The following is a 12742-nucleotide window of genomic DNA, read 5'->3' on the forward strand; positions in this document are numbered from 1 at the left end:
CTGTAGAATGCCGCCACACAGACGCGGGATGGAGCAGTCTGGTAGCTCGTCGGGCTCATAACCCGAAGGTCGTCGGTTCAAATCCGGCTCCCGCAACCAAACATCAAAAAAGGCTACTCGAAAGAGTGGCCTTTTTTGTGCCTGTCGAAAAAAGCTTTCATAACAAATATTTTGTAATTATTTTTTTCAGCAGGGATTGGTAACTGAGCGGGTTGCCCCCATCCTGTCGCGCATAGTTCAAGAGGTGATTGATGCGCGCTCACTCGTCTGCCCCACAAGACACTGTTACTGCGGTACAACCGATCAAGGCCGGGCGCTTGCGCTGGCTGGAGCGTATCAGCCAGTACCGTCAGCCTATCGGCCTCACCGTCACGCTGTTGCTGTTCGCCCTTGCATTGATTGCCTGTCGCCACCTGCTGAGCGAGCTCGATCTGTACGCGCTGCACGACTCGATCATGCAGGTGCCGCGCTCAGCCCTGCTCGGCGCCGTCGCCGCGACTGTCGTCGGATTCGTCATCTTGCTGGGCTATGAATGGTCCGCCAGCCGTTATGCCGGTGTGAAATTGCCCGCGAAAACGCTGATCCTGGGCGGATTCAGCGCTTTTGCGATCGGCAACGCCATCGGGCTCTCGTTATTGTCGGGGGGCTCGGTTCGCTACCGGCTGTATGCCCGCCAGGGCCTGGGCGCGACGGATGTCGCCCACATGACACTGTTCGCCAGCCTGTCCCTGGGCTGTGCACTGCCGCCGCTGGCGGCCCTGGCAACCCTCAGTGATCTGCCCGCCGCTTCCGCCGCCCTGCACTTGCCGGCCACCTGGCTGGGAGCGATCTGCGTGGCGGTGCTCCTGCTCACCTGTGCGCTGGCTATCGGCATCTACCGTCGGCGCCTGCCAGAACAGCCCTATCGGGACAGCCTGCTGGTCAAGGCCGGGCGGCGCACCCTGCGCCTGCCGGGCCGGCGCTTGACGCTCCTGCAACTGATCATCACCACGCTGGATGTCGCGGCGGCCGCCACGGTGCTGTACTTGTTGCTGCCCGAAACACCACCGTTCGGCGCATTCCTGTTGGTGTACCTGCTGGCGCTGGCAGCCGGCGTGCTCAGTCATGTACCCGGCGGGGTCGGGGTGTTCGAAGCGATCCTGCTGGCGGCCTTTGCCGACAAACTGGGGGCCGCGCCATTGGCCGCCGCGCTGCTTCTGTATCGCTTGATCTACGTGCTGCTGCCGATGCTGGCGGCCTGTGTGCTGCTATTGATCAATGAAGCGCAACGGCTGTTCCAGACCCGTCAGTCCCTGCGGGTTGCCTCGGGCCTGGCCGCGCCGATCCTGGCAGTGCTGGTGTTCCTCTCGGGCGTGGTGCTGCTGTTTTCCGGTGTGACCCCGGAGATTGATACGCGCCTGGAGCACATTGGTTTCCTGATCCCTCATCGGCTGGTGGACGCCTCGCACTTGGGCGCCAGCCTTGTAGGCGTGTTGTGCCTGTTGCTCGCCCAGGGCCTGCGCCGTCGCTTGTCCGCCGCCTGGATGCTGACCACCGTTTTACTGTTGGTGGGCGCCCTGCTCTCACTGCTCAAGGGCTTCGATTGGGAAGAGGCCACGCTGTTGACGCTGACGGCCAGCTTGCTGGCGGTGTTCCGACGTTCGTTTTATCGTCCGAGTCGCCTGACCGAGCTGCCATTTTCGCCGCTGTTTCTGATTGCCAGCCTGTGTGTGCTCGGTGCGTCGATATGGCTGCTGCTGTTTGCTTACCAGGACGTGCCCTACAGCCATGAACTGTGGTGGCAATTCACCCTCGATGCCGATGCCCCTCGAGGTCTGCGCTCACTGCTGGGCGCGGCGGTGCTGCTGGTGGCGGTGTCCCTGACCTGGCTGCTGCGTACCGCCCGACCGGTGATCCAGCTGCCGGCGGCAGAAGAACTGGAGCGAGCCAAAAAGATTCTCATGGCCTCTTCGCAGCCCGACGGTGGCCTGGCCCTGACCGGTGACAAGGCACTGCTGTTTCACCCCAACGACGAAGCGTTTCTGATGTATGCCCGCCGTGGCCGCAGTCTGGTGGCGTTGTACGACCCGATCGGCCCCACCCAGCAACGCGCTGAAATGATCTGGCAGTTCCGCGACCTGTGCGATACCCATCATGCGCGTCCGGTGTTCTACCAAGTGCGCGCCGAAAACCTGCCGTACTACATGGATATCGGCCTGACGGCGATCAAGCTGGGTGAAGAAGCACGGGTCGACCTCAAACATTTCGATCTCGAAGCCAAGGGCAAAGAGATGAAGGACTTGCGCTACACCTGGAACCGCGGCACCCGGGACGGTCTGTCGCTGGAGATCCACGAACCGGGCCAGGCGCCAATGGATGAACTGAAGGTCATTTCCGACGCCTGGCTGACCGGCAAGAACGTGCGGGAGAAGGGCTTTTCACTGGGCCGCTTCAGTGATGACTACCTCAAGCATTTTCGCATCGCAGTGATTCGTTTCGAAGGCCGTCCGGTGGCATTCGCCAATCTGCTGGAGACGCACAGCCATGAATTGGCCAGCCTGGACTTGATGCGCGCCCATCCCGACGCCCCGAAACTGACCATGGAATTCATGATGGTCGGGCTGATTCAGCATTACAAAGCCCACGACTATGCCCGCTTCAGCCTCGGAATGGTCCCCCTGTCGGGCCTGCAACCGCGACGCGGCGCACCGCTGACCCAGCGCCTGGGTTCGATGGTGTTCCGCCGTGGCGAACAGCTCTACAACTTCCAGGGCTTGCGCCGCTTCAAAGATAAATTCCAGCCTGACTGGGAACCTCGTTACATGGCCGTGCCCGCCGGACTTGATCCGCTGGTAGCCCTGGCCGATACCGCCGCCCTGATTGCAGGCGGCCTGACTGGATTGGTGAAACGCTGATGATGCAACGCTCCTGGCGATACGTAGTGGCCACCCTGTTGGTGTTGGCGGTGATTCTCGGTGGCGGTTACTGGTACTGGAACCGCCCTGCCCCGCAACCAACCCTTGAACAGCTGTCGCCGGTCGACGGTGCCCCCATGACCCGGATCACTCCCGGCACCCCGCCCCGCGCCCAGGTGCTGGTGGCGGTCAACGAAGACCAGAAACTCAGCGACACGCAATTGCTGACCCTCAGCCGCAGCGGCTCGGCGCAGATCGTCCAAGTGATCCTGCCCAAGGACTGCATGCTGCAAGGCCGTGCCCTGCAGGCCGGCCTGAAGCAGCTCCAGGGGCCGGCGACGCTGGTCAGCGGTATCGGCCCCGGAGCCGTGCTGGCCTGGCGCTGGCTGGCCGAGCAGAAGAACGACAAGGCCCAGGCCGTGTCGGTGGACCTGGCCCTGGAAAAACCCGGCTGCACCCACCTGCTGCCTAAAAGCGCGGCCCACGGCCACTGGCTGGTGGCCTGGAATGACAACCCCGACGACACCAGCGCCGGTTTCGTACGGGATCAACCGAACGCTGAAACCAGCATCAGCAACTACGACATCAACCTGCCACAGGTGCTGAACAACGAACTGCACAAGATCCTGGTAGGCACCGCCCAGGGCGGCCTGAGCATTCCCGTGGTGGAAGTGCCCGCCAGCCAGGCCCGGGACACCGTGACGCTGTTTCTCTCCGGAGACGGCGGCTGGCGGGACCTGGACCGGGACGTGGCCGAAGAAATGGCCAAGATCGGTTATCCGGTCGTCGGCATCGACACCCTGCGCTACTACTGGCAGCACAAGAGCCCGGAACAAAGCGCCCAGGACCTCACCGAACTGATGCAGCACTACCGTCAGGTCTGGGGCACCAAGCGCTTCATCCTGACCGGCTATTCCTTTGGCGCCGACGTGCTGCCCGCCATCTACAATCGCCTTCCGGCCAGCGAGCAACAAGGGGTCGACGCAATCATCCTGCTGGCCTTCGCGCGCACCGGCAGCTTCGAGATCGAAGTCGAAGGCTGGCTCGGCAATGCCGGCACCGAAGCCGCCACGGGCCCGGAAATGGCCAAGCTGCCCGCCGACAAAGTGGTGTGCATCTATGGCGTAGAAGAAGCGGCTGAGAGTGGCTGCACCGACAAGACCGCGGTGGGCGAAGCCATCCAGCTACCGGGTGGCCATCATTTCGACGAGAACTACCCAGCACTGGCCAAGCGCCTGGTGGACGAAATCAATAAGCGGCAGCACAAAGGTGCCGAACAGTGAACTGAGCCTGGTTTTTTGTGAACGCTGCGAACCTAATGTGGCGAGGGGATTTATCCCCGTTGGGTTGCGAAGCAACCCTCTGGATTTTCCTGAGTTCATGACCTGTGCGAGTGCTTCGCACTCGAGCGGGGATAAATCCCCTCGCCACAGGTTGTTGTCCACACACATCCACGCCCACCCAAAAGCCCCCCGCCACCAGGCAACGGGGGCTTTTTGTTTGGGCTACATTTCCACCTGGGTCCCCAGCTCTATCACCCGGTTCAGCGGCAAATTGAAAAACCGCAAATTGCCATTGGCGTTTTTCAGCATGAAGGCGAACAACACTTCGCGCCAACGGGCCATGCCCTCGAGCTTGGACGCGATGACCGTCTCGCGGCTGAGGAAATAGGTGGTGCGCATCGGGCTGAAGTCCAGCTCATCCAGATGACACAGCCTGAGCGCCTCGGGCACGTCCGGCTCGTCGATGAAACCGAAGTGCAGGATCACCCGGAAGAAACCTTCGCCGTAGGAATCCACCTCGAAGCGCCGTTGCGGCGGCACCCGGGGGATGTCTTCGTACACCACCGTCAGCAGCACCACTTGCGCGTGCAGCACCTGGTTGTGCAACAGGTTATGGAGCAGCGCGTGAGGCACGGCATCCGGGCGGGCGGTGAGAAAAACCGCCGTGCCCTTGACCCGATGGGGAGGTTCGACACGGATGCTGCTGATAAATACCGGCAACGGCAGAGCACCTTCATCCAGCCGATCCACCAGCAGCTCCTTCCCGCGCTTCCACGTGGTCATCAGAATGAACAACACGATCCCCGCCAAGACTGGAAATGCGCCGCCCTGCAGGATTTTCGGGACATTGGCGGCAAAGAACAGGCCGTCCACCAATAGAAAACCGGCCAGCAACGGCACCGTCAGCAGAGGGGGCCATTTCCACAGCAACAATGCCACCGCCGACACCAGGATGCTGGTGATCAGCATGGTGCCGGTCACCGCCACACCATAGGCAGAGGCCAACGCGCCGGACGACTCAAAGCCAAGCACCAGCAGGATCACGCCCACCATCAACGCCCAGTTCACCGCGCCGATGTAGATTTGCCCTTGTTCGGCGCTGGAGGTGTGCTGGATGTACATGCGCGGGATATAACCGAGCTGGATGGCTTGGCGGGTGAGGGAAAACGCGCCAGAAATCACCGCTTGGGAAGCGATCACGGTGGCGAAGGTCGAGAGCACTACCAGCGGCACCAGCGCCCAGCCCGGGGCCAGCAAATAAAACGGGTTACGAGCGGCCTCCGGATTCTCCAACAGCAAAGCGCCCTGACCGAAATAGTTAAGCACCAGGCCTGGCAATACCAGGGCGAACCAAGCCCGGGCAATGGGTTTGCGGCCGAAATGCCCCATGTCCGCATACAAGGCTTCGGCGCCGGTCAAGGCCAGTACCACGGCACCCAGGATCGCAACGCCAACCCCCGGATGCACCATGAAAAAGCGTACGCCCCAGGCTGGGTTCAACGCCTCGAGCACCTGCGGATGCTGGACGATGCCATGAATGCCCAGGCCGCCAAGGACCACGAACCACAGCACCATGACCGGCCCGAACAATTTACCGATCCGGTCGGTACCGTGTTTCTGAATCAGGAAAAGCGCCACCAGAATCACCAGCGCCATCGGCACAACCCAGTGATCCAGGCCATCAAAGGCCACTTCCAGACCCTCCACGGCCGACAATACGGAAATGGCCGGGGTGATCATGCTGTCACCGTAAAACAACGAGGCGCCGATCAGCCCGAGAATCACCAGCACCGAACGCAACCGGGGATAACGGGCGGACGCCCGCCGGGCCAGCGCGGTCAACGACATGATGCCGCCTTCGCCCTGGTTATCGGCGCGCAGGATAAACAGCACGTATTTGATCGAGACAACCCAGATCAACGACCAGAAGATCAGCGCCAGAATCCCGAACACACCGTCATGGTTGACCTGCACACCATATTGACCGGAAAACACTTCCTTGATGGTGTACAACGGACTGGTGCCGATGTCGCCATAGACCACTCCCGCGGCGGCCACCAACATTCCGACTGGCTTGGCCGCTGCATGCCCTGCCCCCGACACCTGACTCTCTGCCTGCCCCATCCAACACTCCCACTACCTGATCCACACTGCTGGAAAGAAGCACTCTGATTGACCTTGGGTCGACGCCACCTTACTTCTTGTTACAGACGAATGGTTGACTGTACCGATTCAGTTGCGCTTGACGGCGCGAAGCATAGCGCAGCACTCGTCGTTTTTCCCCGTATAAAGCTGGTCAAGCGCTTCCAGCACCGCTAGAATTGCGCACTTTTTGATCAGAGGCGCGTCAAGCGTCCTGTCTCCACAAGAGACGATCTCCCCTACACCGAGGTTAGACATGTCCACCACTACCGCGCCGGCCAACCCCAAGGTTGGCTTCGTATCCCTGGGTTGCCCGAAGGCTCTGGTCGACTCCGAGCGCATCCTGACCCAGCTGCGCATGGAAGGTTATGACGTCGTATCCACGTACCAGGACGCCGACGTGGTAGTGGTCAACACCTGCGGCTTCATCGATTCGGCCAAGGCCGAGTCCCTGGAAGTGATCGGCGAAGCCATCAAGGAAAACGGCAAGGTCATCGTTACCGGCTGCATGGGTGTGGAAGAAGGCAATATCCGCGACGTGCACCCCAGCGTGCTGGCCGTGACCGGTCCGCAGCAGTACGAGCAGGTCGTCAATGCCGTGCACGACGTGGTGCCGCCGCGCCAGGATCACAATCCGCTGATCGACCTGGTGCCGCCACAAGGCATCAAGCTGACCCCGCGCCACTACGCTTACTTGAAGATTTCCGAAGGCTGCAACCACAGTTGCAGCTTCTGCATCATCCCCTCGATGCGCGGCAAACTGGTGAGCCGTCCGGTGGGTGATGTGCTCGACGAGGCCCAGCGCCTGGTCAAAGCTGGCGTCAAGGAGTTGCTGGTCATCTCCCAGGACACCAGCGCCTATGGCGTCGACGTGAAATACCGCACTGGTTTCTGGAACGGCGCGCCGGTGAAAACCCGCATGACCGAACTGTGCGAAGCCCTCAGCACCCTCGGCGTGTGGGTCCGCCTGCATTACGTTTACCCGTATCCGCATGTCGACGAACTGATCCCGCTGATGGCCGCCGGCAAGATCCTGCCGTACCTGGACATCCCGTTCCAGCACGCCAGCCCGAAAGTCCTCAAGGCCATGAAGCGCCCGGCTTTCGAAGACAAGACCCTGGCCCGTATCAAGAACTGGCGCCAGATCTGCCCGGACCTGATCATCCGCTCGACCTTCATCGTCGGCTTCCCCGGCGAAACCGAGGAAGATTTCCAGTACTTGCTCGATTGGCTGACCGAAGCCCAACTCGACCGCGTCGGTTGCTTCCAGTATTCACCCGTCGAAGGCGCCCCGGCCAACGACCTGGACCTGGAAGTGGTGCCGGACGAAGTTAAACAAGACCGTTGGGAGCGTTTCATGGCGCACCAGCAGGCCATCAGCTCGGCACGCCTGCAAATGCGCATCGGCCGTGAAATCGAAGTGCTGGTGGATGAAGTCGACGAACAAGGTGCCGTCGGCCGCTGCTTCTTCGACGCCCCGGAAATCGATGGCAACGTCTTCATCGACAACGGCAGCAACCTCAAGCCGGGCGACAAGGTCTGGTGCAAGGTGACCGACGCCGACGAGTACGATCTGTGGGCTGAACAGATCGGCTGATCTGCCGCATTTTTAAGGGCACAGCAATACCTGTGGGAGCCGAGCTTGCTCGCGATGACGGTGGAGCAGTCAGCATTAATGTTGGCTGACAGGACGCCATCGCGAGCAAGCTCGGCTCCCACACGTTCTAGCGCTCCGAAAAATAAACAAACCCTGCTCTTGCACCAAGATGCGGGGCTTTTTTACGGCTATCGTATGGAGAAACCCAGGGCATCAGCACAAGGAGCAGGCGGGCATGCGTCAGCATTCGGTCATCCATACACCGAAACCCAGCGATTATCAGGAACTGACCCGGGTCTGGGAGGCCTCGGTGCGGGCCACCCATGATTTCCTGCCAGACAGCTACATCGAACTGTTGAAAAACCTGGTGCTCACCCGGTATCTGGACGCAGTCATGCTCATCTGCACCCGGGATGCTCGCCAGCGCATTACCGGTTTCGCTGGTGTCGCAGCCGGCAAGATCGAGATGCTTTTCATCGACCCGCAACACCGTGGCCAGGGCCTGGGCAAGCAGCTGTTGCGCTATGCCATGGAGCACATGAACGCCGATCAACTGGATGTCAACGAACAGAACCCGCAAGCCCTGGGTTTTTACCTCAAGCAAGGCTTCGAAGTGGTAGGCCGTTCGGCAAAGGACGGCATGAACCAGCCGTACCCGCTGCTGCACATGCGCTACAAACAGCCCGACCTGAAGGTCCAACGCGGCTAAAAGGCAAATGGACCCGCGATTAACCGGCGCCAGGCAGGTACAATGCCCACCCTCTTTTTGTTACGGCCCTGTCATGACTGACCCGATTCGTCTCTCCAAACGCCTCATCGAACTCGTCGGCTGTTCCCGTCGGGAGGCTGAGCTGTTCATCGAGGGCGGCTGGGTCACCGTGGACGGCGAAGTGATCGACGAGCCGCAGTTCAAGGTCACCACCCAGAAAGTCGAACTCGACCCCGAGGCCAAGGCCACCGCGCCAGAGCCGGTGACCCTGCTGTTGAACGCCCCTGCGGGCATGGATGCAGACACGGCGATGGCGTCCCTTGGGCCACAGACCCTGAGCGAAGAACACCGCTTCGGCAAGCGCCCCCTCAAGGGGCACTTTCTGCGCCTGACCGCCAGCGCCGACCTGCAGGCCAACGCCAGTGGGTTGCTGGTGTTCACCCAGGACTGGAAGATTCTGCGCAAGCTCACCGCCGACGCCGCCAAGATCGAGCAGGAATACGTGGTGGAAGTCGAAGGCGAAATGGTCGCCCATGGCCTCAATCGCCTGAACCATGGCCTGACTTACAAAGGCAAGGAGTTGCCGGCGGTCAAGGCCAGTTGGCAGAACGAGAACCGCTTGCGCTTTGCCATGAAAAACCCGCAACCGGGGGTGATCGCACTGTTTTGCCAGGCGGTCGGCCTCAAGGTGGTGGCCATTCGGCGCATCCGCATTGGCGGCGTGTCCATCGGCAAGGTGCCCCTGGGCCAGTGGCGCTACCTGTCCACCAAAGAGAAGTTCTAGTTTCTTTTTTCCGGCGCCGCACCGAGCTGCGGCGCCCACTGCCGATTGATCAGGATTGCACACATGGTTCACAACGACGTACTTCGCAGCGTGCGCTACATGCTCGACATCAGCGACAAAAAAGTCATCGAGATCATCAAGCTGGGCGGCCTGGAAGTGCCCATGGCGGATCTGGTGGGTTACCTCAAGAAAGACGAGGAAGAAGGCTTCGTGTTCTGCCCGGACGAAGTCATGGCGCATTTTCTCGACGGCCTGGTGATCTTCAAGCGCGGCAAGGACGAAAGCCGTCCGCCGCAGCCGATCGAAGTGCCGGTCACCAACAACATCATCCTCAAGAAGCTGCGGGTGGCCTTCGAACTGAAAGAAGACGACATGCACGCTATCCTCAAGGCCGCGGAGTTCCCGGTGTCCAAGCCGGAACTGAGCGCATTGTTCCGCAAGTTTGGCCACACCAACTATCGCCCGTGCGGTGACCAGTTGCTGCGCAATTTCCTTAAGGGCCTGACGCTGCGCGTCAGAGCGTAAACAGCAGCCATAAGCTTCAAGCGACAAGTTCAAAGCTTGCAGCTTGTAGCTTGCAACTTGAAGCGTTTCAAATGCCCTACAACGTCTCCCCCATCGGCTACGTCCGCTCCTGCTTCAAGGAGAAGTTCGCCATTCCCCGTCAACCGCAACTGGCCCCGGCCGCGCGCGGGGTATTGGAACTGGTGGCGCCATTCGATCAGGGCGACGCGGTGCAGGGCCTTGAGCAGGTCAGCCATGTCTGGCTGCTGTTCCTGTTCCACCAGGCCCTGGAAGACAAGCCACGGCTGAAAGTGCGCCCGCCGCGTCTGGGCGGCAATAAGTCCATGGGGGTGTTCGCCACTCGCGCCACCCATCGCCCCAACGGCATAGGCCAGTCGGTGGTGAAACTGGAGCGGGTCGAAGCCGGGCGCCTGTGGATCTCGGGCATCGACTTGCTGGACGGCACCCCGGTGCTGGATATCAAACCCTACGTGCCCTACGCAGACATCATCGGCTCGGCGCACAACAACATCGCCAGCGCAGCGCCTGAGCTGATCCCCGTGCAATGGGTGGACACAGCCCTGCTACAAGCCCAGGATCACGCCAGGCGCCTGGCAGAGCCCTTGGTGGAGCTGATCGAACAGTGCCTGGCCCAAGACCCACGTCCGGCGTACCAGATTCCTACACCCGAACGGGAATATGGTGCGCAGTTCTGGGATCTGGACGTGCGTTGGCATTATCCGCAGTCGGGGGTGATCAAGGTGCTGGAAGTGATTTCGGCGAAATCGTAACCGCCAGAAACGAAAAAGCCCGCGCTACCTTCTTCAGGTAGCGCGGGCTTTTTCATGGTAACTGCAGACCGAGTTTCTGCTATCGCGAGCAGGCTCGCTCCCACATTTGAACAGCAGTGGCCACAAGATTTGCGTTCACACATATTCCATTGTGGGAGCGAGCCTGCTCGCGATAGCGACCGATCAACCACCGCGTAAGCCGAGGCTTACTTCTCTACAAACGCCCGCTCGATCAGGTAATCACCCGGCTCACGCATGCGCGGCGAAACGGTCAGGCCGAAGCTGTTGAGCACTTCGCTGGTCTCGTCGAGCATGCTCGGGCTGCCGCACAGCATGGCGCGGTCGTCCTGCGGGTTGATCGGTGGCAGGCCGATGTCGCGGAACAGTTTGCCGCTGCGCATCAGGTCGGTCAGGCGGCCTTCGTTCTCGAACGGCTCGCGAGTCACGGTCGGGTAGTAGATCAGCTTGTCACGCAGCGCTTCGCCGAAAAACTCGTTCTGCGGCAGGTGTTCGGTAATGAACTCGCGGTAGGCAACTTCATTGACGTAACGTACGCCGTGGCACAGGATCACTTTTTCAAAACGCTCGTAGGTTTCCGGATCCTGGATCACGCTCATGAACGGCGCCAGGCCGGTGCCGGTACTGAGCAGGTACAAATGCTTGCCAGGCTTGAGATCGTCCAGCACCAGGGTGCCGGTGGGCTTCTTGCTGATGATGATCTCGTCGCCTTCCTTCAGATGCTGCAACTGGGAAGTCAGCGGACCATCAGGCACCTTGATGCTGAAAAATTCGAGATGCTCTTCCCAGTTCGGACTGGCGATCGAGTAAGCGCGCATAAGCGGGCGGCCGTTGGGCTGCTGCAGGCCGATCATCACGAACTGACCGTTCTCGAAGCGCAGGCCCGGATCACGGGTGCACTTGAAGCTGAACAGAGTGTCGTTCCAGTGATGAACACTGAGGACACGCTCGTGGTTCATGTTGCTCATGTACGGGGACTCCTGGGAATGATGCCTGCGTCGTTAATATGCGCAATTGCATCGCATTCTAATGGCGGCGACAATATCTGTTAAATGAATTATCAAGATAAGGGTTATCGGTTATATAGATATGCGATTTACTCTCCGTCAACTTCAGGTTTTTGTCGCCGTCGCCCAGCAAGAAAGCGTGTCCCGTGCTGCGGGCCTGCTCAATCTTTCGCAGTCGGCGGCCAGCACCTCCATCACCGAACTGGAGCGCCAGTCCAGCTGCCAATTGTTCGACCGCGCCGGCAAACGCCTGAGTCTCAATGCCTTGGGCAAACAACTGCTGCCCCAGGCGGTGGCGTTGCTGGACCAATCCAAGGAGATCGAAGACCTGCTCAACGGCAAGTCCGGTTTCGGCTCACTGGCGGTCGGCGCGACCCTGACCATCGGCAATTACCTGGCGACCTTGCTGATCGGCAGTTTCATGCAGCGTCATCCGGAAAGCCAGGTGAAGCTGCACGTGCAAAACACTGCCAATATCGTGCACCAGGTTGCCCACTATGAAATTGATCTGGGTCTAATCGAAGGCGACTGCAGCCATCCGGACATCGAGGTCCAGAGCTGGGTCGAGGATGAGCTGGTGGTGTTTTGCGCCCCTCAACATCCGCTGGCCAAACGCGGCCAGGCGACCATGGAGGAACTGACCCATGAAGCGTGGATTCTGCGGGAACAGGGCTCCGGCACCCGCCTGACCTTCGACCAGGCCATGCGTCACCATCGCAGTGCGCTGAACGTGCGTCTGGAACTGGAACACACCGAAGCCATCAAGCGGGCCGTGGAGTCGGGCCTGGGGATTGGCTGCATTTCACGCCTGGCCCTGCGTGACGCCTTCCGGCGCGGCAGCCTCGTCGCCGTGGAAACCCCGGACATGGACCTGGCCCGGCAGTTTTATTTCATCTGGCACAAACAAAAATACCAGACGTCGGCCATGCGCGAATTCCTCGAGCTGTGCCGGGCATTCACCGCTGGCGTGCAGCGCAGCGACGAAATCGTCCTGCCCCCCATTGCCTGAGCGC

The 12742-nt window shown here is 60.7% G+C and carries 10 protein-coding genes and 1 tRNA gene; 9 read left to right on the forward strand and 2 right to left on the reverse strand.

Annotated features, from left to right (window positions below; all coding sequences use genetic code 11):
• The first annotated feature begins 22 nt into the window (after positions 1-22).
• The 3 genes from BMY45_RS21050 (at position 23) to BMY45_RS21060 (ending at position 4177) form a co-directional block, all read left to right on the forward strand.
• Positions 23-99 (forward strand) — tRNA-Met (locus BMY45_RS21050).
• Positions 100-251: 152 nt separating this feature from the next.
• Entirely contained in the window at positions 252-2894 is a 2643-nt protein-coding gene (mprF, locus tag BMY45_RS21055; protein WP_092401014.1) for a bifunctional lysylphosphatidylglycerol flippase/synthetase MprF, read from the forward strand.
• Positions 2894-4177 (forward strand): virulence factor family protein, encoded by a 1284-nt coding sequence (locus BMY45_RS21060; protein ID WP_092401017.1) that lies wholly within the window; start codon positions 2894-2896, stop codon positions 4175-4177. Before mprF ends, BMY45_RS21060 begins: the two co-directional genes overlap by 1 nt.
• Positions 4178-4399: 222 nt before the next feature.
• On the opposite strand, the gene BMY45_RS21065 is transcribed toward BMY45_RS21060, so the two are convergent.
• On the reverse strand, positions 4400-6241 hold the full coding sequence (locus BMY45_RS21065) for a potassium transporter Kup (protein WP_371913970.1): 1842 nt from the start codon (positions 6239-6241) through the stop codon (positions 4400-4402).
• 334 nt (positions 6242-6575) lie between these two features.
• Here BMY45_RS21065 and rimO point away from each other — a divergent pair, with 334 nt between their 5' ends.
• The 5 genes from rimO to tsaA all read left to right on the forward strand — a co-directional run bounded on the left by rimO (position 6576) and on the right by tsaA (position 10704).
• Positions 6576-7916 (forward strand): 30S ribosomal protein S12 methylthiotransferase RimO, encoded by a 1341-nt coding sequence (gene rimO, locus BMY45_RS21070; protein ID WP_092401023.1) that lies wholly within the window; start codon positions 6576-6578, stop codon positions 7914-7916.
• 235 nt (positions 7917-8151) lie between these two features.
• The gene (locus tag BMY45_RS21075) at positions 8152-8625 is read left to right on the forward strand and encodes a GNAT family N-acetyltransferase (protein ID WP_092401026.1); all 474 of its coding nucleotides are present in this window, start codon (positions 8152-8154) and stop codon (positions 8623-8625) included.
• A gap of 73 nt (positions 8626-8698) precedes the next feature.
• A complete protein-coding gene (locus tag BMY45_RS21080; protein ID WP_047230034.1) occupies positions 8699-9409 on the forward strand; it encodes an rRNA pseudouridine synthase in 711 nt (236 codons plus the stop codon).
• 63 nt (positions 9410-9472) lie between these two features.
• Positions 9473-9934 carry a YehS family protein gene (locus BMY45_RS21085; RefSeq protein WP_092401030.1) on the forward strand — a complete coding sequence of 154 codons (462 nt, stop codon included), beginning with the start codon at positions 9473-9475 and terminating at the stop codon, positions 9932-9934.
• A gap of 71 nt (positions 9935-10005) precedes the next feature.
• Positions 10006-10704 (forward strand): tRNA (N6-threonylcarbamoyladenosine(37)-N6)-methyltransferase TrmO, encoded by a 699-nt coding sequence (tsaA, locus tag BMY45_RS21090; RefSeq protein WP_092401033.1) that lies wholly within the window; start codon positions 10006-10008, stop codon positions 10702-10704.
• 206 nt (positions 10705-10910) lie between these two features.
• Here the strand turns inward: tsaA and fpr are convergent, their stop codons facing one another.
• Positions 10911-11690 (reverse strand): ferredoxin-NADP reductase, encoded by a 780-nt coding sequence (gene fpr / locus BMY45_RS21095; RefSeq protein ID WP_003184787.1) that lies wholly within the window; start codon positions 11688-11690, stop codon positions 10911-10913.
• 121 nt (positions 11691-11811) lie between these two features.
• On the opposite strand from fpr, the gene BMY45_RS21100 reads away from it, so the two are divergent.
• Positions 11812-12738: a LysR family transcriptional regulator gene (locus BMY45_RS21100; protein WP_047230031.1), complete on the forward strand. Its 927-nt coding sequence runs from the start codon at positions 11812-11814 to the stop codon at positions 12736-12738.
• Positions 12739-12742: the final 4 nt, after the last annotated feature.

The organism is Pseudomonas sp. NFACC39-1 (assembly GCF_900110355.1).
Classification (GTDB): Bacteria; Pseudomonadota; Gammaproteobacteria; order Pseudomonadales; family Pseudomonadaceae; genus Aquipseudomonas; species Aquipseudomonas tehranensis.